The organism is Stutzerimonas kunmingensis (assembly GCF_900114065.1).
GTDB classification, from domain to species: Bacteria; Pseudomonadota; Gammaproteobacteria; order Pseudomonadales; family Pseudomonadaceae; genus Stutzerimonas; species Stutzerimonas kunmingensis.
The window spans coordinates 159,534-183,213 of sequence record NZ_FORS01000001.1; the positions used below are offsets into that span (position 1 = coordinate 159,534).

Here is a 23,680-nt window from a genome sequence, read left to right on the forward strand (position 1 = left end):
GCGAATCAGGCGTGACGGATCAGGCGATACCGTAGCTCATCAGGCGCTCATAGCGGCGCGCGAGCAGCGCATCGGTATCCAGCGACTTGAGCATATGCAGCTGGCTGCTCAGCTGCTCACGCATGGCCGCAGCCATGACGGCAGGATTGCGGTGGGCGCCGCCCAGAGGCTCCGGGATCACCTTGTCGACGATGCCCAGGTCCTTGAGACGCTCAGCCGTCACACCCATGGCCTCGGCCGCTTCAGGTGCCTTCTCGGCGGTGCGCCAGAGAATCGAGGCGCAGCCTTCCGGCGAAATCACCGCGTAGGTGGAATACTGCAGCATGTTCAGCTGGTCGCAGACGCCAATAGCCAGGGCTCCGCCAGAACCGCCCTCACCGATCACGGTGGCGATGATCGGCGTCTTCAGACGTGCCATGACGCGCAGGTTCCAGGCAATGGCCTCGCTCTGGTTGCGCTCTTCGGCATCGATACCCGGATAGGCGCCCGGGGTGTCGATGAAGGTCAGGATCGGCATCTTGAAGCGCTCGGCCATCTCCATCAGACGGCACGCCTTTCGGTAACCCTCGGGGCGCGGCATGCCGAAGTTACGGCGTACCTTCTCGCGCACCTCACGGCCCTTCTGATGACCGATGATCATCACCGGCTGTCCGTCCAGACGCGCAGTACCGCCCACGATAGCGGCGTCATCGGAGAAGTGGCGATCACCGTGCAGCTCTTCGAACTCGCTGAACAGGTGATTGATGTAGTCGAGGGTGTAGGGGCGCTGCGGGTGGCGAGCCAGGCGGGCGATCTGCCAGCTGGTCAGATTGCCGAAGATGCTTTCGGTGAGCGATTCGCTCTTGTCCTGCAGGCGGGCAATCTCATCGCCGATGTTCAGCGAGTTGTCGTTACCAACCAGGCGCAATTCTTCGATCTTGGCTTGCAGCTCGGCGATCGGCTGTTCGAAATCCAGGAAATTCGGGTTCATAGGCATCCGTCATGCGTCGACGGCCAGGCGGCCGGGAGGCTGTTCCGTTTTTTGCGCCTTACCTTACGGGACAGGCGCATTCAGGTCGAACAAAAATTGTTCTGAACCATGACCCGGTCATCACCGGGCCGTTCGGGTCGGACCCGGAAAGCGCCATCGGCGACCTTCCGGGCCTCGGCCCTCTATCGGTATTGCAGGAAGACGTTGTCGCGTCCGAACTGGTCACGCAATGCCTGAATCAAGTTGTCGGCCGGGTCGATCCGCCAGGCTTCACCGAACTGCAGCAGGGCACGCGCGTCACGACCGGTGTACTCCAGCGTAATCGGGCAGGCCCCGCGATGACGGCCACAGACCTCAGCCAGCCAACGCATGCGCTCACCCTTGAGCGCTTCACCAGCGACCTTGACCCGTAGACTTTCGGCGAGCCCGGTGCGCGCCTCTTCCAGGCTCATCACCCGCTTGGCGCGCAGCCGCAGGCCACCGGAAAAGTCATCGTTGCTTACCTCGCCCTCCACCACGACCAGCGCATCGGTTTGCAACAACGCCTGAGCAGTATTGAAAGCCTCGGCGAACAGTGACGCCTCGATGCGCCCCGAGCGGTCATCCAGGGTGATGAAACCCATCTTGTCGCCCTTCTTGTTCTTCATTACCCGCAGATTGACGATCAGGCCGGCAATGGTCTGCTCGCCACGCGCCGGACGTAGATCGACGATGCGCTGGCGTGCGAAGCGGCGCACCTCGCCCTCGTATTCATCGATCGGGTGACCAGTGAGATAGAGGCCTAGGGTGTCCTTTTCACCTTTCAGACGCTCCTTCAGAGACAGCTCGCGCGCCTTGCGGTGGTTGGCGTAGACGTCAGCTTCGGGCTCGGCGAACAAGCCGCCAAACAGGTCCATGTGGCCGCTCTCAGCGCTGCGCGCCGTCTGCTCCGCGGCCTGCACCGCTTCTTCCATCGCCGCCAGCAAAACCGCCCGATTGCGGTCGATGTTGGCCTGATAGGCCTTGACCTCTTCGAAGAAATACGGACCCAGACGATCCAGCGCACCGGAGCGAATCAGCGCCTCAAGGGTACGCTTGTTGATCCGTTTCAGGTCGATCCGCGCGCAGAAGTCGAACAGGTCCTTGAATGACCCACCTTCGGCACGACATTCAGCGATGGCCTCGACCGGCCCCTCGCCCACGCCCTTGACTGCACCTAGGCCATAGACGATACGGCCGTCATCGTTGACGGTGAACTTGAACTCGGAAATGTTCACATCGGGCGGGTCGATGCGCAGCTTCATGCTGCGGCATTCCTCGATGAGGATCACCACCTTGTCGGTATTGTGCATATCCGCCGAGAGCACGGCAGCCATGAACGGCGACGGGTAGTGCGCCTTGAGCCAGGCCGTCTGGTAGGAAACCAGACCGTAGGCCGCCGAGTGCGACTTGTTGAAACCGTAACCGGCGAACTTCTCTACCAGGTCGAAGATGTTGCCTGAGAGTTCTTTGTCGATGCCATTGTTGGAACAGCCTTCGATGAAACCACCGCGCTGCTTGGCCATCTCCTCGGGCTTCTTCTTGCCCATGGCGCGGCGCAGCATGTCCGCACCACCCAGCGTATAGCCGGCCATGACCTGTGCGATCTGCATCACCTGTTCCTGGTACAGGATGATGCCGTAGGTGGGCTTGAGCACTGGCTCCAGCCCGGCGTACTGGTAGTCCGGGTGTGGATAGGAGACTTCGGCACGCCCGTGCTTGCGGTTGATGAAGTCGTCCACCATGCCCGATTGCAACGGACCGGGACGGAACAGCGCCACCAGTGCGATCAGGTCTTCCAGGCAGTCGGGCTTGAGCTTTTTGATCAACTCCTTCATACCGCGGGATTCGAGCTGGAAAACCGCGGTGGTCTCGGCCTTCTGCAGCAACTGGTAGGTTGGCTTGTCATCCAGCGGGATGAAGTCGATGTTGATCGGCTCCAGGCCCCTCTTGGCCTGTTCGCGGTTGATGGTTTCCAGCGCCCACTTGATGATGGTCAGCGTCCGCAGGCCGAGGAAGTCGAACTTCACCAGACCGGCCTGCTCGACGTCGTCCTTGTCGAACTGGGTCACCAGGCCGCCACCCTCCTCGTCGCAAGCGATCGGCGCGAAGTCGGTGAGCTTGGTTGGCGCGATCACCACACCACCGGCGTGCTTACCGGTACCGCGAGTAATACCTTCGAGCTTGAGCGCCATCTCCCAGATTTCCCGGGCGTCCTCGTCAACGGCGAGGAAGTCGCGCAGCGGCTCCTCCATTTCGTAGGCCTTTTCCAGCGTCATGCCGACTTCGAAGGGAATCATCTTCGACAACCGATCAGCCAGGCCGTAGGACTTGCCCTGCACCCGCGCCACGTCGCGCACCACGGCCTTGGCCGCCATGGTGCCGAAGGTGATGATCTGGCTGACCGCATTACGGCCATATGCCTCGGCCACGTAATCGATGACCCGGTCGCGACCATCCATGCAGAAGTCGACGTCGAAGTCGGGCATGGAAATACGTTCGGGGTTGAGGAAGCGTTCGAACAGCAGGTCATAGGCCAGCGGATCGAGGTCGGTGATCTTCAGCACGTAGGCGACCAGTGAGCCGGCACCCGAGCCACGACCTGGGCCGACCGGTACGCCGTTGTTCTTCGCCCACTTGATGAAGTCCATAACGATCAGGAAGTAACCGGGGAAGCCCATCTGGATGATGGTGCCCAGCTCGAACTCAAGGCGATCGATGTAGACCTGCTTCTTCGCCTCGTAGTCAGGAGTGTCCTTGGGTAGCAGCACTTCAAGGCGTTCTTCCAGCCCTTCGAACGACACCTGACGCAGGTAGTCGTCGATGGTCATGCCCTCGGGCACGGGGAAGTTAGGCAGGAAGTAGGTGCCCAACTGCACTTCGATGTTGCAGCGCTTGGCGATCTCGACGGTGTTTTCCAGCGCCTCGGGGAGGTCGCTGAACAGCTCGGCCATCTCTGCCGGAGTCTTCAGATACTGCTGATCAGAGTAGGTACGCGGCCGCCGCGGATCGTCCAGAGTTCGGCCTTCACCGATGCATACGCGGGTCTCGTGGGCCTCGAAGTCTTCCTGCTTGAGGAAACGCACGTCGTTCGTCGCGACCAGCGGCGTACCGCTGCGCTCGGCGAGCGCGACTGCAGCGTGCAGATACTCTTCGTCATTGACCCGGCTGGTGCGCTGAACTTCCAGGTAGAAGCGATCGGCAAACACATCGCGCCATTCAGCCAGACGCGATTCGGCCAGTGGTTCGTCGCCATTGAGCAGCGCCTGGCCGACCTCTCCCTCCCTGGCGCCAGACAAGGCGATCACACCTTCGGCGGCCTGCTTGACCCAGTCGCGCTCGATGATCACCAGATCGTTGCGCTGGCCTTCGGTCCAGCCGCGAGAGATCAACTCGGTGAGATTGCGATACCCCTTGGGATTCATCGCCAGCAAGGTCAAGCGGCTGAGAGGACCGTCCTCGTCACAACCAGCCATCCAGATATCGGCACCGCAAATCGGCTTTATGCCGGCGCCCTGCGCGGCTTTATAGAACTTGACCAGCGAGCACATATTGCTCATGTCGGTCACCGCCACTGCCGGCATGCCACCTGCCGCGACCGCCTTGATCAGCGGCTTGACCCGAACCAGCCCATCGACCAGCGAGTACTCGGTATGCAGACGTAGATGGACGAAGGAAACAGGCATGAACAGACCTTGAGCTGGCAGAACGACAAGCGCGGGATTGTACCGGAAAGCACGGACGGGCTGGCGACCGCGCTAGCGGTAGCCGACACGGCAAAAGGGTGTTCGGCGGCCCAGGCCTCATAAAGCACCTGGCTGGCCCGCGTACCGTTACCAGCTAGACCAGCAGCACGCTGGCCGGGATGTCGGTCTCGACAACTGCCTGCTCAAGCAGCGTACGCACGGGGGCGAAAGAGCGCCGATGAATGGGCGTTGGTCCTAGCCGACGAAGCGCCTCCAGATGGCTCGGAGTCGGATAACCCTTGTGCCCGGCCAGCCCATAACCCGGATAGCAGAGATCCAGGGCCTGCATTTCGCGGTCACGACTGACCTTGGCCAGGATGGATGCCGCAGCGATAGCCGGCACCTGACCGTCGCCCTGGATCACCGGTGCGCTGGGCACGTTCAGCTGAGGGCAGCGATTGCCATCGATGAGTGCCAGCCGCGGCGTGACACTCAGTCCATCAACCGCACGCTGCATGGCGAGCATCGTGGCGTGAAGGATATTCAGCTGATCGATCTCTTCGACCTCGGCTCGGGCAATGCACCACGCCACCGCCTTTTCGCAGATCTCGTCGAACAACACTTCACGACGGGCTTCGCTCAGCTTTTTCGAGTCGTTGAGGCCTTCGATCGGACGCGCCGGATCGAGGATCACTGCGGCGGTCACTACAGGACCACACAGCGGCCCGCGTCCGACCTCGTCGACGCCGGCAACCAGCTCTTCTACCAGATTGAAATCGAGTCCGAACTGCATCAACGAACTCCAACCAGGCGCAACACGGCATCGGCGGCCTGACTCGACGCATCGCAACGCAGGGTACGATGAATACTGTCGAAGCCTTCGGTTTGCACGTCACCATCGTCCAGCAGTGGCGACAGAGACTGCGCAAGCGCTTCGGGGGTAGCGGCGTCCTGCAGCAACTCGGGAACCAGCAGACGCTGGGCCAGCAGGTTGGGAAGCGCAACATAGGGGCTCTTCACCAGCCGCCGGAGGATGCGGTAAGTCATTGGCGCTACGCTGTAGGCCACCACCATAGGACGTTTGAACAAGAGCGCCTCAAGCGTTGCCGTACCGGAAGCAATCAACACGGCGTTGCAGGCGGCCAATGCCTCATGGGACCGGCCATCGAGCAGGGTCAGCGGCAAATCACGAGTAACCAGCATCTGCTCAAGCTGCAGCCGCCGCTCGGGGCTGGCGCAAGGCATGACAAAACGAATCCCGGGACGCATGGCGCGCAACCGCTCGGCAGCGGAAAGGAACAGATCCCCCAGTCGAGCGACCTCGCCGCCCCTGCTACCGGGCATCAGCGCGACGACCAGACCATCCGCTGGCAATCCGAGCGCTTGCCGCGCCGCGGCACGATCGGCGCAAAGCGGAATGGCATCAGCCAGGGGATGACCGACGAAGCGAACAGGTACCTGGTGCTCGTCGTAGAACCTGGCCTCGAACGGAAACAGCGTGAGCATCAGATCGCAGGCGTCACGGATCTTCAGTACCCGCTTCTGACGCCAGGCCCAGACCGACGGACTGACGTAGTGCACGGTCTTGATTCCGGCGCGGCGCAGCTTGAGCTCAAGCCCGAGATTGAAGTCCGGTGCGTCGATGCCGATGAATACATCCGGCCGCTGCTGGATCAGCGTGTCCACCAGGCGTTTGCGGCGGGCCAGCAGCTCCGGCAAACGACCGAGCACTTCGACCAGGCCCATCACTGCCAGACGCTCGAGCGGAAAGTACGACTGCAACCCTTCGGCCTGCATGCGCGAGCCGCCGACCCCGATGAATTCGACATTCGCGTGCTGAGCCTTCAGCGCCTGCATCAGGCCCGCACCAAGGATGTCACCGGAGGACTCCCCGGCTACCAAGGCAACCCTGAGCGGCCGGTTCATCTCAGCGGATGATGCCACGAGTTGAAGCCTGGATCGAGTCGCGGAAGATCGCAACCTCGGGGAATGCCGCTGCACTTTCGGCCAGCTCGGTGAGTGCGGCCTCCACGGTCAACCCCTTGCGGTAGACGACCTTGTAAGCGTTGCGCAGGGCGTGAACGGCTTCGGCGCTGAAGCCACGACGACGCATGCCCTCGAAGTTCATGCTGCGCGCCTCCGCCGGATTGCCGAACACGGTGACAAATGCCGGTACATCCTTGCCGATCGCCGTGCCCATGCCGGAAAAACTATGGGCGCCGATATGGCAGAACTGATGCACCAGGGTGTAACCGGAGAGAATGGCCCAGTCGCCCACATGGACGTGACCGGCCAGCGCGGTGTTGTTGACCAGAATGCAATGATTGGCGATCACGCTGTCGTGGCCGATGTGAGCATAAGCCATGATCAGGTTGTGATCACCGAGGGTGGTTTCGGAGCGATCCTGCACGGTGCCGCGATGGATGGTGACACCCTCGCGAATCACGTTGTGATCGCCGATCACCAGGCGCGTCGGCTCACCCTTGTACTTCAGATCCGGCGTATCTTCGCCAACCGAGGAGAACTGATAGATGCGATTGTGCCGACCGATACGGGTCGGCCCTTTGATGACCACATGCGACGCGATCACCGTACCCTCGCCAATTTCGACGTCCGGACCAATGATCGACCATGGGCCGACCTGGACGTCATCCGCCAAGCGAGCCGCAGGGTCGATGATGGCGCGAGGGTCGATCAAACTCATATCTTCTGTTCCGCGCAGATGATTTCTGCCGAGCAGACCGGCTTGCCCTCGACGCTCGCACGACAATCGAACTTCCAGATGCCGCGTTTGGCGCTGATGAAGGAAGCTTCCAGCACCAACTGATCGCCCGGAACCACCGGCTGACGGAAGCGCAGCTTGTCAGAGCCGACGAAATAGTAAAGCGTGCCATCGGCTGGCTTGACGCCCATCATCTTGAAACCAAGCAGACCGGCCGCCTGCGCCATGGCTTCGATGATCAGCACGCCTGGCATGATCGGATGCTGTGGAAAATGCCCATTGAAGAACGGTTCGTTGATGGTCACGTTCTTGTAGGCACGAACGCGCTTGGCCTCGACGTCCATCTCCGTCACACGGTCCACCAGCAGGAACGGGTAGCGGTGAGGCAAATATTCGCGAATCTCGTTGATATCCATCATGTCAGGAAAGAGCCTGTAAAAAAGTATAGGGCCGCCTGCGCTGAAAGCCCGCGCGAGCACTGACAGGCATTAACCCCGAAAAAAACGGATCAGACGGTAAGCTCAGGCATCAGAAGCCGGATTCTGACCCTGAGTCACGGTAGCCAGGCTTTTCTCCAGCTGTTGCAGCCGACGAGCCATGTCATCCAACTGACGAATACGCGCCGCACTCTTTCTCCAATCGGCAGCATTCTGCATCGCCGTGCCCGAGGAGTAGCTTCCGGGTTCCGTGATCGAGCGCGTGACCATCGTCATACCCGTCACGAACACGTTGTCGCACACTTCGATGTGCCCAACCATGCCGACGCCACCGGCGATCATGCAATTGCGTCCGATCTTGGTGCTACCGGAGATGCCGGCACAGCCAGCCATCGCCGTGTTGTCACCAATCTGCACGTTGTGCGCGATCATGATCTGATTATCTAGCTTCACGCCGTTGCCAATCAGCGTATCGGAAAGGGCGCCGCGGTCGATGGTGGTATTCGAGCCAATCTCCACATCATCCCCGATACGCACACCGCCGATTTGAGCGATCTTCTGCCAGGCACCTTTTTCCTTGGCGAAGCCGAACCCCTCACCACCGATCACGGCACCGGACTGGATCACCACGCGCTTACCGATCTGCACGTCGTGATAAAGCGTGACTCGCGGTGCGAGTCGCCCGCCGGCGCCGATTCGGCTACGGGCGCCGACGAATGACTGCGCACCGATCACCACATCCGCCTCGATGGTTGCGCCGGACTCGATCACCACATAGGGACCAATGCTGGCCGACGAATCTACATAAGCATCAGCAGCGACCACCGCCGTCGGGTGAATGCCGCTATTCGCTACCGGTCGAGTCTCGAACAGGTGCGACGCGCGCGCATAAGCCAGATAGGGGTCGCTAACGACAATTGCCGCGCCTTCGTAGCCTTCAGCATCAGCGGGAGCCAACAACACCGCGGCGGCCTGGGTGGTCGACAGGTACTTGCGATACTGAGCATTGGCAAGGAAGCTCAAATGCGCCGGGCCCGCCTCCTGCAGGGTAGCGAGCCCGCTAATAGTCTGGTCAGCATCGCCGCGCAGGGTGCCACCCAGTTCCTCGGCCAGCTGGCCGAGTGTATAGACTGCGCCTGCCATATCAGCGCAGCTGATTCATGCGCTCGATGACCTGGCGGGTGATATCGAACTGCGGTTTGACATCCACCACGGCACCACGCTCGAACACCAGGTCGTAGTTGCCCTTCTTGATGACTTCTTCGACAGCCTGATCAAGCTTCGGCTTGAGCTGCTTGAGCATGTCCCGATCCGCCACAGCCTTTGCCTCGTTCAACTCCTTGGACTGGAACTGGAAGTCACGGGCCTTTTGCTTGAATTCGAGTTCCAGACGTTCACGCTCGGCCTGCTGCATCTTGTCGCCGTCCTTGACCAGGCGATCCTGAATACGCTTGGCGTCGCTTTCAAGTGTTTTCAGCTTGCTCAGTTGGGGGCCGAACTTCTTCTCCGCGTCGACCGCGTAACGTTTGGCCGCATCCGACTCAAGCAGCGCCATCTGATAGTTCATGACGGCGATCTTCATTTCGGCAAATGCTGGGGTCGCTACCAGCGCGGCAACGACGAGAAACAGTTGAGTCAACTTACGCACGGTAAACACCACTCCTGAAAGAAAGCACTGAGGCATCACGCCGCAATGTTAGAACGTTTGTCCCAGCGAGAACTGGAATACCTGAGTATCGGCCTCGTCCGGCTTGACCACCGGCATAGCCAGACTGAAGCTCAGCGGGCCCATTGCGGTAATCCAGGTCAGACCTACACCCACCGAGCTGGCCATATCGCCGAAGTCGATATCGCTGCAATTACTCGACTCTATTGGGCAATTGGTGTTGTACACATTACCTACGTCCCAGAACACCGAGGTACGCAGCGAGCGCTGATCCTTGACGAACGGCATGGGGAACAGCACTTCCAAGCCCCCCTGGATGAGTACGTTACCACCGAACGGCAGAGGATCCTGATCCGGGTCGGCGATGGTGCCTGGGCGCGACCCGTCACTCGGCGTGCTACGAGGGCCGAGGCTGCTATCCTCGAAGCCGCGTACCGAATTGAAGCCGCCGGCATAGTAATGCTCGTAGAACGGCAGGCTTGAGGTCGAGCCATAGGCGTCCCCGTAACCCAGGCGCGTATGCATGCGCAGGGTGTAATCCTTGCTCATCGGTACGAACAGCTGGCCGTTGTAGTCGAGTTTGTAGAAAGACAGGTCGCTACCCGGAATAGTACTTTCGAATACCAGGCTCTGCGAATGGCCGCGAGTTGCGAGCACGCCGCGATTGAGGGTCGACTCGGACCAACCTGCAGATGCCTTGAAGTTGAGGAAGCTGTCGCCCTCCTCTTCCATGAACTTGAAGATCTCGTCCACGGTATAGCGGCCGGTATCCAATTCATCCTGCTGCACAGTCAGGCCGAACGACAGCCGCGACGTCTCGCTGATCGGATAACCGATATTGACGCCACCACCGAGGCTGTCCACCGAGTAACTGGAGACGTCGTAGTCGAGCTCATCGTAATCGGTGGTGCGATAGAAGGCGTTATACCCCAAGCTGACGCCGTCTTCGGTCCAGTAGGGGTCGACGAAGCCGAAATTGTAGCGGGACTGGTATTCGCTGCGAGTCAAGCCCAGAGAAACCCGGTTACCGGTACCAAGGAAGTTGTTCTGGCTGATGGAGCCACCCAGAATCAGGCCTGCGTTTTGCGCAAAACCGATGCTGGCCATGATCGAACCGGACGGTTGCTCCTCGACGCTGTAGTTGACGTCGATCTGATCATCCGTACCTGGCACCTGCGGCGTTTCTACGTTCACTTCCTTGAAGAAGCCCAGGCGCTCGAGACGAGTCTTGGATTGGTCGATCAAATAGGTCGACGCCCAACCACCTTCCATCTGGCGCATCTCGCGACGCAGCACTTCATCTTCGGTCTTGGTATTCCCGCGGAAATTGACGCGATTGACGTACGCACGCTTACCCGGATCGACGACGAACGTGATCGACACCGTATTGTCTTCGTCGTGAGCTTCAGGAACACCATTGACGTTGGCAAAGGTATAGCCTTCGTTACCCAAACGCCGTGTAATCAGCTCGGAGGTCGTGGTCATCACCTTGCGCGAGAACACCTGACCTTCTTTTGCCAGCAACAGCGCCTCGATCTCTTCCTGCGGAACCTTGAGATCACCGCTCAGCTTGACGTCGCGCACGGTATAGCGCTCGCCTTCGTCGATGTTCACGGTGACATAGACGTGCTTCTTGTCTGGCGTTATGGATACCTGGGTCGAGGTGATATCCATGTTGATGTAACCGCGATCCAGGTAATACGAGCGCAGGCGCTCCAGGTCACCGGAGAGCTTTTCACGCGCGTACTTGTCGTCGTTGCGGAAGAACGACAGCCAGTTTGTGGTCTTCAGCTCGAACAGATCCACCAGATCTTCGTCCGCGAAGACGGAATTGCCCACGATATTGACGTGCTTGATCGCCGCCACCGAGCCTTCGTTGATCTTGATCTTCAACGCCACCCGATTACGCGGCTGCGAAATGACCTCGGTTTCGATGGTCGCCGAATAGCGCCCCTGGGCAACGTACTGGCGCTGCAGTTCATTACGTACACCCTCGAGCGTGGCCTGCTGAAAGATTTCCCCTTCCGCCAGACCGGACTGTTGCAAACCTGACAGCAGATCTTCGGTCTTGATCGCCTTGTTGCCTTCGATCTCGATGCCGGAAATGGATGGTCGCTCGACTACGCTGATGACCAGCACATCGCCATCCCGCCCCAGCTGAATATCCTGAAAGAAACCGGTTCGGAAGAGCGCACGAGTGGCATCGACGAGGCGATTGTCATCGGCGGGCTCACCCACGTTCAAAGGCAGAGCGCCGAATACGCTGCCGGCGGAAACCCGCTGCAGGCCATTGACCCGGATATCGGAAATAGTGAAGGACTCAGCGTGAACTTCGGCGATCATCAATGCGGAGATAACCGCAGGTAGCAGCAGACGTTTCATGAAGCCTTTCTTATTCAAACCTGATAAATGAACCGGCGATTCGGCATGGCGACACTACGGATTCGGCATTACAGACGGCCAAGGTCATTGACCAGTGCAAGCAGCATCACCCCAACCACCAGGCTGATGCCGATCTGTACTCCCCATCCCTGTACCCGCTCCGACAGAGGACGTCCGCGGACCCACTCGACGAGATAGAAGAGCAGATGGCCGCCATCGAGCACCGGGATAGGCAATAGATTGAGAACCCCCAGACTAATGCTCAGATAGGCGAGGAAATTGAGGAAATCCCCCAGCCCCGACTGGGCAGAAGCGCCCGCCACTTTAGCAATGGTTATCGGACCGCTCAAGTTTTTTACCGAGAGCTCCCCGAAGAGCATTTTCTTCAGCGAATCGAGGGTCAGCAGGCTCATGGCCCAGGTGCGCCTTACGCCTTCGACCACCGCTTCAAAAGGACCGAATCTGACTTCGCGCAGCATTTCCGCTGGCCATTCACCACCTTCGACACCCGCCCCCAGATAACCGCGGCGCGCATCGCCTTCGCCACGCGCGGCCAGCGTCAACGAAACATCGAGTCGCTCACCGGCGCGCTCCACCTGCAGGGATACCGGCTCACCGGGCAGTAACTTGACTGCGTCGATCACCTGCTGCCAATCGTCCAGTGGCTGCTGATCCATACTCAACAGGCGGTCACCGAGACGAATACCTGCGGCCTGCGCCGGGCCTTCAGGGTCCAACTGAGCGACCACTGGGACAATCTGAGGGCGCCAGGGTCTGATTCCGAGCGAGGTGATCGGGTCCGGCTCCTCCACGCCTTTCAGCCAATTTTGCAACGGGATCTGCAAGTGCTGCTCGCCAGAACCGCCAAGCTCTCGCACCGTCATATCGAGCTGACCGCTCTCGCCCAGGCGCCGTACCAACTGTAGATTGACCTCGGACCAGCCGCTGACTGGCTTGCCATTGACCGCAACGATCTCCTGATCAACCGCCATCCCCGCCTGAGCAGCGAGACTGCCTGGCGCGACAGCACCGACAACAGGCCGCACCTGTTCGCTGCCAAGCATCGCCAGCAGCCAGAAGAACACCATAGCTAACAGGAAATTGGCCAACGGCCCGGCGGATACGATAGCGAAGCGCTGGCGGACGCTCTTGCGATTGAATGCACTGTCGAGCAAAGCGGGAGGCACGTCGCCCTCACGTTCGTCGAGCATCTTGACGTAACCGCCAAGCGGTATCGCAGCGATGACGAACTCGGTGCCCTGGCGGTCATGCCAGCGAAGCAGCGGACTACCGAAGCCAACGGAGAATCGCAGCACCTTCACGCCACAGCGACGGGCAACCCAGAAATGACCGAATTCGTGAAAGGTCACCAGCACCCCGAGCGCAACGAGGGTGCCGATGATCATGTAGAGCGCGCCCATATTTTCCTCCGGGAGTGGGTCTGTTGACGTTTCGCTGCAAGCCGCGAGGCCGGCAGACCCTATCGCCCGCGGCAGCTCAACCAGAGGCCGGCAGTTTCACGAGCCTGGTTGTCAGCTGCCAGTACATCTTCAAGGCAGACAGTCGGAACCGACGCCTCTCGATTCAACACGTCGTCGATGATACTCGCGATCTCGGTGAAGCGGATGCGTCGATTGAGAAAGGCGTCAACCGCCACTTCGTTCGCGGCATTGAGCATCGCCGGCGCCGTACCACCGGTCTCCGCGGCCAGGCGAGCAAGCCGCAGACAAGGGAAGCGCAGGTTGTCCGGCGCCTGGAAATCCAGCCGCCCAACCTGCAACAGATCCAGCGCCGATACACCGGAATCGATTCGCTCCGGCCATGCCAGCGCATGCGCAATCGGCGTACGCATGTCGGGATTGCCGAGTTGCGCGAGCACCGAACCATCCACGTAGTCCACCATAGAGTGGATAACGCTTTGCGGGTGAATCACCACCTCGACCTGATCTGGTCGCGCGTTGAACAACCAACAGGCCTCGATCAGCTCAAGCCCCTTGTTCATCATGCTGGCCGAATCCACGGAAATCTTGCGCCCCATCGACCAGTTGGGATGAGCGCACGCCTGCTCCGGCGATACATCCGCCAGAAGCTGCGGCGCAATATCTCGAAACGGCCCGCCAGAAGCGGTGAGCAATATCCGCCGCACACCGACAGCACCAAGCCCACGGGCATAATCGGATGGCAAGCATTGAAAAATCGCGTTGTGTTCGCTATCGATCGGCAGCAACACCGCATCGCTATCGTGCAGTGCCTGCATGAATAACGCGCCGGACATTACCAGCGCTTCCTTGTTCGCCAGCAACACTCGCTTGCCTGCCTGCACGGCGGCGAGAGTCGGCTTCAGCCCAGCGGCACCGACGATTGCAGCCATCACGACATCGACCTCGGGATGGCCCGCCACCTCGCTTAGACCGCCCTCGCCGCTCAGCACTCGAGTGGCAACGCCATCGGACTGCAACTGCCCCTGCAGCACGCCGGCTTGCGCTTCATCACCGACCACTGCGTAGCTAGGACGATGCTTGAGACAGAGCGAACGCAGGTCGGCGAGCCGGCTGAAGCCGGTAAGCGCAAATACGCTATAGCGATCGGGATGACGAGCGATGACATCCAGTGTGCTAAGTCCGATCGAACCGGTCGCCCCCAGCACGGTTATCTGTAGAGGTCGTGTCACAGCACGCCCCAGCCAGCAAGCCAAAGAAGCACCGCAAAGATCGGAATGGCCGCGGTAAGACTGTCTATGCGATCCATTACACCGCCATGCCCGGGCAGCAGCTGACTGCTGTCCTTGATGCCCGAGCTACGCTTGAACATGCTCTCGGTGAGGTCACCGATCACCGAGATCAACACCACCACCGCTGCACCCAGCAGCGCTAGCACCAGCTCTCGCACCGACCAGCTGCGGTAAATGCCGACCGCCAGCGTGATCAGCAGACTGGTCAACAGGCCACCTATCAGCCCCTCCCAGCTCTTGCCAGGACTGACCTGCGGTGCAAGCTTGCGCTTGCCGAACGTCTTGCCGGAGAAATACGCCCCGATATCCGCAGCCCAGACCAAAATCATCACGGCAAGGATCAACCAGTTACCCAATGGCCATTGCTTGAGCACGACCAGTGCCTGCCACGACGGAAGCAGAATCGCCAGACCGATCACCAGACTGCCAGCGGAGCCACCCCAGAGACGACTGCTCTGCGGATAGGTCAACACCAGATAGGTTGCTGCCAGCCACCAGAGCACGGCGAGCGCCAACAGCCAGGGGGCCAGTGCCGGAAGTTGATACAGCACGGCAAGCAGCACCACGACCAGCGCCGCATAACCGATTCTCACTGGCTGGCCCGCGAACCCGGCCAACCGGGCCCATTCCCAGGCACCTAGCGCAACGACCAGCCCAATGAAGATGGCGAAAGCGAGCCCGTGAAGGAGAAAGAACCCAATGATCGCGACGGGCAGAAGGATGGCGGCGGTGATGATGCGCTGCTTCAGCATTCGGCCTTGACCTCGCTTTCGACCTGTTCGCCCGTTTTGCCAAATCGCCGCTGTCGAGTGGCGAAATCGGCGAGCGCCTTGCGCATGGCAACGTGCTTGAAGTCGGGCCAATAAAGATCGGAAAAATACAGTTCCGCGTAGGCGAGCTGCCAAAGCAGGAAATTGCTGATGCGCCGCTCACCGCCGGTGCGAATGCACAGATCGGGCAACGGCATATCGCCGGTCGCCAGATAGCTCTGAAACAGAGCAGGCGTAATTTCCGCCGGATTCAGACGCCCGGACTGCGCCTCGGCAGCCAAGTGCTGAGCCGCCTGAAGAATGTCCCACTGCCCACCGTAATTGGCGGCAACCTGGAGGACGAAACGATGATTGGCGGAAGTCATCTCTTCCACCTCCAGCATCGCGGCCTGCAATTCGGGATGGAAACGGGCACGATCCCCGATGATGCGCAGGCGAATGCCGTTCTCATCGAGCTTGCGCGCCTCACGCCGCAACGCCGACAGGAACAGTTCCATCAGCGCACCGACTTCATCTGCCGGGCGCTGCCAGTTCTCGCTGGAGAACGCAAACAGTGTCAGCACCTCGACGCCGGAATCGGCGCAGACCTCAATCACGGCGCGAACCGCGTCGACACCGGCTTTATGCCCGGCCACACCGGGCAGCAAACGCCTCTTCGCCCAGCGATTGTTGCCATCCATGATGATCGCCACGTGACGGGGTACATTCCGCCCGGCGATCTGCCTGACCTTTTCCATGAACAACTCTACTTGCGCTAAAACACGCTGCGAACCAAAAGAAAAAGCTGCAAGCAACAGCTCTGGGGCATCTGCACTGTCGCATCACGAACCGGTCACCCGATTCAGGACACGACAGCAGCGATTCGATGCCGGCCTTATACGGCCATCAGGTCGCCTTCTTTGGCTTCGAGGGCCTTGTCGATCTCGGCAACGTACTTGTCGGTTAGCTTCTGGACGTCATCCTGGCCACGACGTTCCTCGTCCTCACTGATTTCCTTTTCCTTGACCAGGTCCTTCAGCTGCGCGATCGCATCACGGCGGATGTTGCGCACTGCGACTCGGGCGTTCTCGGCCTCTGCGCGGGCCTGCTTGGTGTAGCCCTTACGGGTCTCCTCGGTCAGCGCGGGCATCGGCACACGAATCGTGGTGCCAGCGGTGGCCGGATTCAGACCCAGGTCCGAGGTCATGATCGCCTTCTCTACCGCCTGGATCATGCTCTTGTCGAACACTGTCAATGCCAGAGTGCGGGAGTCTTCGGCGATTACGTTGGCAACCTGACGCAGCGGAGTGTCGGAACCGTAATAGGAGACCATAACGCTATCGAGAATACTGGGATGCGCACGGCCGGTACGGATCTTGGCGAATGCATGGTCCAGCGATTCCAGGGTTTTCTTCATGCGCTCCTGCGCGTCTTGCTTGATCTCGTTGATCATTCTTTCGATTCCTCGATCAGGGTTCCTTCAGCGCCACCTAGCACGATGTTGAGCAGGGCGCCGGGCTTGTTCATGTTGAAGACCCGCAGCGGCATGTTGTGGTCGCGGCACAGACAGATGGCTGTCAGATCCATCACGCCAAGCTTGCGATCCAGCACTTCGTCGTACGTGAGCTCGGCAAATTTCTCCGCATTCGGATCCTTGAACGGATCTGCGGTGTAAACACCATCGACCTTGGTGGCCTTGAGCACGACATCCGCCTGGATCTCGATCGCACGCAGACAGGCGGCCGAGTCGGTGGTGAAGAATGGGTTGCCGGTACCGGCGGAGAAAATAACCACCTCGCCGGTCTTCAAATGACGCATCGCCTTGCGACGGTCATAGTGATCAGTCACGCCGACCATGGAAATGGCAGACATGACCAGCGCCGGGATGTTCGAACGCTCAAGCGCGTCGCGCATGGCCAGCGCGTTCATCACGGTGGCCAGCATACCCATATGGTCGCCGGTGACGCGATCCATACCGGCCGCCGAGAGCGCAGCACCGCGAAAGAGGTTGCCACCACCGATGACCAGTCCGACCTCGACGCCGATGCCCACCAACTGGCCGACTTCCAGAGCCATACGGTCAAGGACCTTGGGATCTATGCCAAAGTCTTCGGAGCCCATCAGGGCCTCGCCGCTCAATTTGAGCAGAATGCGTTTATAGCGAGGATTGCGTGCACTCATCTGCTGAGCCATTGGCGTGTTATCTCCTGCGGCGTGCTGTGATCAAGTCTGAATGACTCAGACAAAAAAATATCTGCGCTTTGACAGCTCAACCCGGGGTTGGTGCCAGGCGATGACTATATCGTGACAAAAAAACAATTCCGCTGCCCAATTCGACAAAGAGGCCGCGCGCGTGAGCGGGCAGCCTCTTTGCCAGAACCACCGAAGCGGCCTTATTTCTTGGTCGCAGCGACCTGAGCAGCAACTTCAGCAGCAAAGTCGACTTCGGCCTTCTCGATGCCCTCGCCTACTTCGTAGCGAACAAAGGATACGATTTCGGCACCAGCTTTCTTGGCGAGCTCACCAACCTTGATTTCCGGGTTCTTGACGAACGCCTGCTCAACCAGGCTGGCTTCGGCCAGGAACTTGTTGATGCGGCCCTTGACCATGTTCTCGACGATGTTTTCCGGCTTGCCGGCGATCTTGTCGGCATTGAGCTGCAGGAAGATTTCCTTTTCCTTGGCAACCAGCTCTTCGGAAACATCAGCCGGGCTCAGAACCGCAGGATTGCTGGCAGCCACGTGCATGGCGATATCCTTGGCCAGCTCGGCATCGCCACCCTTCAGGGTGACCAGCACACCGATGCGGTGACCATGCAGATAAGCACCAACCACTTCACCTTCCACTGCGGTCAGGCGACGGATGTTGACGTTCTCGCCGCACTTGGCGACCAGCGCTTCGCGCGCGGATTCACGAGAAGCGATCAGCGGGGCCACATCGGTCAGCTTCTGCTCGAAGGCCTCGTCCAGGCTTTCCTTGACGAACGCCTTGAAGTCATCCTGCAGAGCCAGGAAGTCAGTCTGCGAGTTGACTTCGATGATCAGACCACGGCCACCCTCGACGCGAACGGCGATCGAGCCCTCGGCAGCGATGTTGCCCGACTTCTTGGCGGCCTTGATGGCGCCCGAGGCACGCATGTCGTCAATCGCCTTCTCGATGTCACCACCAGCGGCGACCAGAGCCTTCTTGCACTCCATCATGCCCTGACCGGTACGCTCGCGCAGTTCTTTGACCAAGGCTGCAGTGATTTCTGCCATGTTGGGAATCCTCTCGATTTGGTTTCTAAACCACTCACCCAATACACGGGTGATCAATTCGCAAGAGACAAAAAGGGGGCCTAGCCCCCTTTTTGTTCATCGGGTGTCACGCTGCAGTGCGCCGCACTCAGCCCTGAGCCGCTTCGGAAGCAACTTCCTCGACGAACTCGTCAGCACCACCGGCACCGTTCTGGCGACCGCGCAGAACAGCGTCAGCCATGGAGCCGAGGTAGAGTTGCACGGCACGGATGGCGTCATCATTACCGGGAATGATGTAGTCAACGCCTTCCGGGCTGCTGTTGGTATCGACGATGCCGATGACCGGGATACCCAGCTTGTTGGCTTCGGAGATAGCGATGCGCTCGTGATCGACGTCGACGACGAACATGGCGTCCGGCAGGCCGCCCATATCCTTGATACCACCCAGGCTGCGCTCGAGCTTCTCGAGATCACGGGTACGCATCAGAGCTTCTTTCTTGGTCAGCTTCTCGAAAGTACCGTCCTGGGACTGCCCTTCCAGCTCACGCAGACGCTTGATGGAGGCGCGGATGGTCTTGTAGTTGGTCAGCATGCCACCCAACCAGCGATGATCGACGTACGGCGAGCCACAACGAGCAGCTTCTTCGCGAACGATCTTGCCGGCGGAACGCTTGGTGCCAACGAACAGAATCTTGTTCTTGCCTGCAGCCAGCTTCTCAACGAAACGCAGCGCGTCGTTGAACATCGGCAGGGTTTTTTCCAGGTTGATGATATGGATCTTGTTGCGCGCGCCGAAAATGTATTTATCCATTTTCGGATTCCAGTAACGGGTCTGGTGGCCGAAGTGCACACCGGCCTTCAGCATATCGCGCATAGTGACTTGAGACATGATCAGTCCTCGAATAAGTCGGGTTAGGCCTCCACGCGTCCCGATATCCAACTCTTGCGAGCACCCAGGATACCGTGTCGACACGTGTGTGGGGTTAGGCTCGACGGGGTCTCCCCGCTGAGCGGCGCGTTTTATAGCACAACGACCATCGAGAGGCTACTGCTTTGAACTCTCTACAACAGGCCCAGCGGTGCAATCAGCCCTGACCTGCAGGCCGCAGGCGCTTTGGTTTATCATCGCGACTTTCCGTTATTGCCTTCGCCTGCGGGCATACAAGAGGTTTGCATGACTGTCACCATCAAGACGCCCGAAGATATCGAGAAGATGCGCATTGCCGGGCGCCTCGCCGCCGAAGTTCTCGAGATGATCGGCGAGCACGTCAAGCCAGGCGTCACCACCGAGGAACTCGACCGCCTTTGCCACGAGCATATCGTCAACGTTCAGCAGGCCATTCCCGCTCCGCTGAACTACAAGGGCTTTCCCAAATCGATCTGCACCTCGATCAACCACGTTGTCTGCCACGGCATCCCGAACGACAAGCCGCTGAAAGACGGCGACATCCTCAACATCGATATCACTGTGATCAAGGACGGCTATCACGGCGACACCAGCAAGATGTTCATGGTCGGCAAGGTGCCCGAGTGGGCCGATCGCCTCTGCCAGGTCACTCAGGAATGCCTCTATAAAGGCATCGAGCTGGTTCGCCCGGGCGCACGACTCGGGGACATCGGTGAAGTCATCCAGAAACATGCCGAGAAGAATGGGTTCTCCGTGGTCCGCGAATACTGTGGCCACGGCATCGGTAAGGTCTTCCATGAGGAGCCGCAGGTTCTGCATTACGGCCGTGCCGGCACCGGCATGGAGCTCAAGGAAGGCATGACCTTCACCATCGAGCCGATGATCAACCAGGGTCGCTCGGAAACCCGACTGCTTGGCGATGGCTGGACTGCGATCACCAAGGATCGCAAGCTATCGGCGCAATGGGAACACACCATCCTGGTGACCGCTGACGGCTACGAGATCTTCACTCTGCGCAGCGACGACACCATCGCTCGCACCTCTGCCTGAGATTTCACAGCCGCAGCCCCCACGGGAGGACGTTCGCATGCCCCAGGTTGACCCGGAGCTGTTTGACCGCAGCCAGTTTCAGGCGGAGCTGGCTCTGAAGGCCAGCCCCATCGCTGCGTACAAGAAGGCCATACGCCAGGCGCGGCAGGTACTGGACGAGCGGTTCAAGGCAGGTCGGGACATCCGTCGCCTGATTCAGGATCGCGCCTGGTTCGTCGATCAGATTCTGCGCTCGGCCTGGGATCGCTTCGACTGGAACAATGGCGCAGATATCGCGCTCGTCGCAGTGGGTGGCTACGGCCGAGGTGAACTGCACCCCTACTCCGATATCGACCTGCTCATTCTGCTCGACGCCAACGACCAGGAAATCTTTCGCGACTCGATCGAGGGCTTTCTGACCCTTCTCTGGGATATCGGCCTGGAAGTCGGGCAGGCCGTGCGCTCCGTTGCCGAATGCGCCGACGAAGCGCGCGCCGATCTCACGGTCATCACCAACCTCATGGAAAGCCGGACGATCGCCGGCCCGGAGCGCCTGCGCCAGGCGATGCTACGGGTCACCAGTACCCAACAGATGTGGCCTAGCAAGGAATTCTTCCTCGCCAAGCGCAACGAGCAGCGCGCACGACATGCCAAGTACAACAACACCGAGTACAACCTGGAGCCCAATGTAAAAGGCTCTCCCGGCGGCCTGCGCGACATCCAGACCATCCTCTGGATCGCCCGTCGCGAGTTCGGCACGCTCAATCTGCAGGCGATGGTCGATCAGGGCTTTCTTACCGAGGGTGAACACAGCCTGCTGACCGCCGCCCAGGAGTTTCTCTGGAAGGTGCGCTACGGCCTGCACATGCTTGCCGGTCGCGCCGAGGATCGCCTGCTGTTTGACCATCAGCGCAGTTTGGCCGCGCTGCTGGGCTATGAAGACAATGATGCCAAGCTGGCCATCGAACGCTTCATGCAGAAGTACTACCGGATCGTCATGAGCATTGCCGAACTCAGCGATCTTGTCGGTCAGCACTTCGCCGAAGTGATTCTCCGGGAAGGCGAGTCAGGCCCGATCGTGCCACTAAACAGCCGATTTCAGGTACGCGACGGCTACCTTGAGGTGAGCAACGCAGCTATCTTCAAACGCACCCCTTTCGCGATCCTGGAAACCTTCGTGCTGCTCGCCCAGCATCCCGACATCCAAGGCGTTCGCTCGGACACCATTCGCCTGCTCCGCGATCACCGCTACCTGATCGATGACATCTTCCGCCAGGATCTGCGCAACACCAGCCTGTTCATCGAGCTGTTCAAGTGCAAGGAAGGTATTCACCGCAATCTTCGCCGAATGAACCGCTACGGCATCCTGGGTCGCTATCTGCCGGAGTTCGGCCACATCGTCGGGCAGATGCAGCACGACCTGTTCCACATTTACACCGTCGACGCGCACACGCTCAATGTCATCAAGTACCTGCGCAAGCTGACCAAGCCGGGCGTCGCCGAGAAGTATCCGCTGGCCAGCAAGCTGGTCGAAAGGCTGCCCAAACCAGAGCTGATCTACATTGCCGGGCTCTATCACGACATTGCCAAGGGCCGTGGCGGCGACCATTCGGAGCTCGGCGCGGTGGATGCCGAGCAATTCTGCAGTCGTCACAAGCTGCCGGCGTGGGATACCCGACTGGTGGTCTGGCTGGTGGAAAACCATCTGGTCATGTCCACCACTGCGCAGCGCAAGGATCTGTCCGACCCTCAGGTGATCAATGATTTCGCCCAACTGGTCGGCGACGAGACGCACCTGGACTATCTCTACGTCCTGACCGTGGCCGACATCAACGCCACCAACCCGACCCTGTGGAATTCCTGGCGTGCGAGCCTGCTGCGTCAGCTCTATACCGAAACCAAGCGAGCCCTGAAACGCGGGCTGGAAAACCCGCTGGGGCGCGAAGAGCAGATTCGCCAGACCCAACGTGCCGCGCTGGATGACTTGGTCCGCCAAGGTACCGATCCGGACGATGCTGAGCAGCTCTGGGCGCAGCTGGGTGACGACTATTTCCTGCGCCACACCGCCACCGATGTCGCCTGGCACACCGATGCGATCATCGAGCACCCGGCCAATGGCGGCCCGCTGGTCCTGATCAAGGAAACCACGCAGCGCGAATTCGAAGGCGGCACGCAGATATTCATCTACGCACCGGACCAGCATGACTTCTTCGCCGTGACCGTGGCGGCCATGGATCAGCTCAACCTGAACATCCATGACGCACGCATTCTGACGTCGAGCAGCCAGTTCACGCTGGACACCTACATCGTGCTGGACGCCGACGGCAGCCCGATCGGCAATAATCCGAAGCGGATCGAGGAGATTCGCAGCGGCCTGATCGCCGCCCTGCGCAACCCGGACGACTACCTGACAATCATCCAGCGCCGTGTCCCACGGCAACTCAAGCACTTCGCCTTCCCGCCGCAGGTCACCATCCACAACGACACACAGCGGCCGCAGACCATTCTGGAAATCATTGCACCGGACCGGCCCGGCCTGTTGGCGCGTGTGGGCCAACTGTTCCTCGATTTCGATCTATCGGTGCAGAACGCCAAGATCGCGACCTTGGGCGAACGCGTGGAGGACGTATTCTTCGTCACCGACGCAGACAATCAGCCGCTGTCCGACCCGCAGTTCTGTCTGCGCCTGCAGCAGGCGCTCGTCAAGGAGCTGCAGCAGGAGAACGAACAGCAACCCTCACCGAGCAGCATCCTGATCTGAGATGACCTCGCCTGCTAACCTACCTGGCGCTGTAAGAAAGGTAGGAGGCAGGCTCAATCCCAGGGCTGACCCCGCGTTTGTTCGACAGCTGGCAGTTTCTGCTGCATTGCAGCCTTAGCCAGCATGTGCGCACTGACCGGCGCAGTGAGGAAGAGAAACAGCGTGATCAACAGCTCGTGCAGGCTCAAGCCATCGTTCTGGCTGCTGAAGAAGATCATCGACGCGATCACGATACCGCCAACACCCAGCGTCGTCGCCTTGGTCGGGCCATGCAGGCGCGTGTAGAAATCCGGCAGCCGGTAGAGGCCGATCGCACCGATCAGCGCGAACAGACTGCCGATAATAAGGAACACGCTTACCAGCACTTCGATCCAGAATGGCATGTC

General features: G+C 59.9%; 20 protein-coding genes. 2 read left to right on the forward strand and 18 right to left on the reverse strand.

Translation table 11 applies throughout. From position 1 onward, the window contains the following. Positions 1-19: 19 nt before the first annotated feature. From BM275_RS00800 to rpsB, 17 genes are all read right to left on the reverse strand, one after another. Positions 20-970: an acetyl-CoA carboxylase carboxyltransferase subunit alpha gene (locus tag BM275_RS00800; RefSeq protein WP_090518990.1), complete on the reverse strand. Its 951-nt coding sequence runs from the start codon at positions 968-970 to the stop codon at positions 20-22. Between the two features lie 182 nt (positions 971-1,152). Beyond that, on the reverse strand, positions 1,153-4,674 hold the full coding sequence (gene dnaE / locus BM275_RS00805; RefSeq protein WP_090518991.1) for a DNA polymerase III subunit alpha: 3,522 nt from the start codon (positions 4,672-4,674) through the stop codon (positions 1,153-1,155). A gap of 154 nt (positions 4,675-4,828) precedes the next feature. Next, the gene (gene rnhB / locus BM275_RS00810; protein WP_090518992.1) at positions 4,829-5,467 is read right to left on the reverse strand and encodes a ribonuclease HII; all 639 of its coding nucleotides are present in this window, start codon (positions 5,465-5,467) and stop codon (positions 4,829-4,831) included. After that, positions 5,467-6,600 (reverse strand): lipid-A-disaccharide synthase, encoded by a 1,134-nt coding sequence (gene lpxB, locus BM275_RS00815; RefSeq protein ID WP_003299357.1) that lies wholly within the window; start codon positions 6,598-6,600, stop codon positions 5,467-5,469. The genes rnhB and lpxB overlap by 1 nt, the downstream gene beginning before the upstream one ends. Position 6,601: 1 nt before the next feature. After that, positions 6,602-7,378 (reverse strand): acyl-ACP--UDP-N-acetylglucosamine O-acyltransferase, encoded by a 777-nt coding sequence (gene lpxA, locus BM275_RS00820; RefSeq protein ID WP_090518993.1) that lies wholly within the window; start codon positions 7,376-7,378, stop codon positions 6,602-6,604. After that, on the reverse strand, positions 7,375-7,815 hold the full coding sequence (gene fabZ, locus BM275_RS00825; protein ID WP_003299359.1) for a 3-hydroxyacyl-ACP dehydratase FabZ: 441 nt from the start codon (positions 7,813-7,815) through the stop codon (positions 7,375-7,377). The genes lpxA and fabZ overlap by 4 nt, the downstream gene beginning before the upstream one ends. Positions 7,816-7,917: 102 nt before the next feature. Beyond that, on the reverse strand, positions 7,918-8,976 hold the full coding sequence (gene lpxD, locus BM275_RS00830) for a UDP-3-O-(3-hydroxymyristoyl)glucosamine N-acyltransferase (RefSeq protein WP_090518994.1): 1,059 nt from the start codon (positions 8,974-8,976) through the stop codon (positions 7,918-7,920). A gap of 1 nt (position 8,977) precedes the next feature. Beyond that, positions 8,978-9,481, reverse strand: coding sequence for an OmpH/Skp family outer membrane protein (locus tag BM275_RS00835; RefSeq protein ID WP_003295019.1), 504 nt, complete (start codon positions 9,479-9,481; stop codon positions 8,978-8,980). 48 nt (positions 9,482-9,529) lie between these two features. Continuing rightward, entirely contained in the window at positions 9,530-11,881 is a 2,352-nt protein-coding gene (bamA, locus tag BM275_RS00840) for an outer membrane protein assembly factor BamA (protein ID WP_090518995.1), read from the reverse strand. Positions 11,882-11,949: 68 nt separating this feature from the next. Beyond that, positions 11,950-13,302: an RIP metalloprotease RseP gene (rseP, locus tag BM275_RS00845; RefSeq protein ID WP_090518996.1), complete on the reverse strand. Its 1,353-nt coding sequence runs from the start codon at positions 13,300-13,302 to the stop codon at positions 11,950-11,952. 59 nt (positions 13,303-13,361) lie between these two features. Further along, entirely contained in the window at positions 13,362-14,552 is a 1,191-nt protein-coding gene (gene ispC, locus BM275_RS00850) for a 1-deoxy-D-xylulose-5-phosphate reductoisomerase (protein ID WP_046621282.1), read from the reverse strand. After that, positions 14,549-15,364, reverse strand: a complete 816-nt coding sequence (locus BM275_RS00855) for a phosphatidate cytidylyltransferase (RefSeq protein WP_090518997.1) — start codon at positions 15,362-15,364, stop codon at positions 14,549-14,551. Before BM275_RS00855 ends, ispC begins: the two co-directional genes overlap by 4 nt. Further along, a complete protein-coding gene (gene uppS, locus BM275_RS00860) occupies positions 15,358-16,119 on the reverse strand; it encodes a polyprenyl diphosphate synthase (RefSeq protein WP_014819906.1) in 762 nt (253 codons plus the stop codon). Before uppS ends, BM275_RS00855 begins: the two co-directional genes overlap by 7 nt. A 137-nt stretch (positions 16,120-16,256) precedes the next feature. Continuing rightward, the gene (gene frr, locus BM275_RS00865; RefSeq protein WP_014819905.1) at positions 16,257-16,814 is read right to left on the reverse strand and encodes a ribosome recycling factor; all 558 of its coding nucleotides are present in this window, start codon (positions 16,812-16,814) and stop codon (positions 16,257-16,259) included. Beyond that, a complete protein-coding gene (gene pyrH, locus BM275_RS00870) occupies positions 16,811-17,554 on the reverse strand; it encodes a UMP kinase (protein ID WP_014819904.1) in 744 nt (247 codons plus the stop codon). The genes frr and pyrH overlap by 4 nt, the downstream gene beginning before the upstream one ends. Positions 17,555-17,754: 200 nt before the next feature. Beyond that, positions 17,755-18,618: a translation elongation factor Ts gene (gene tsf / locus BM275_RS00875; protein WP_014819903.1), complete on the reverse strand. Its 864-nt coding sequence runs from the start codon at positions 18,616-18,618 to the stop codon at positions 17,755-17,757. Positions 18,619-18,745: 127 nt separating this feature from the next. Further along, the gene (gene rpsB / locus BM275_RS00880; protein ID WP_014819902.1) at positions 18,746-19,486 is read right to left on the reverse strand and encodes a 30S ribosomal protein S2; all 741 of its coding nucleotides are present in this window, start codon (positions 19,484-19,486) and stop codon (positions 18,746-18,748) included. 285 nt (positions 19,487-19,771) lie between these two features. On the opposite strand from rpsB, the gene map reads away from it, so the two are divergent. Together map and BM275_RS00890 are read left to right on the forward strand one after the other, a co-directional pair. Beyond that, a complete protein-coding gene (map, locus tag BM275_RS00885; RefSeq protein ID WP_014819901.1) occupies positions 19,772-20,554 on the forward strand; it encodes a type I methionyl aminopeptidase in 783 nt (260 codons plus the stop codon). Between the two features lie 37 nt (positions 20,555-20,591). Further along, complete coding sequence (locus tag BM275_RS00890; RefSeq protein WP_090518998.1) at positions 20,592-23,294, forward strand: [protein-PII] uridylyltransferase; 2,703 nt, start codon at positions 20,592-20,594, stop codon at positions 23,292-23,294. A gap of 53 nt (positions 23,295-23,347) precedes the next feature. Here BM275_RS00890 and BM275_RS00895 read toward each other — a convergent pair whose 3' ends face one another. Continuing rightward, positions 23,348-23,677: a Na+/H+ antiporter subunit G gene (locus BM275_RS00895; protein WP_003299378.1), complete on the reverse strand. Its 330-nt coding sequence runs from the start codon at positions 23,675-23,677 to the stop codon at positions 23,348-23,350. Positions 23,678-23,680: the final 3 nt, after the last annotated feature.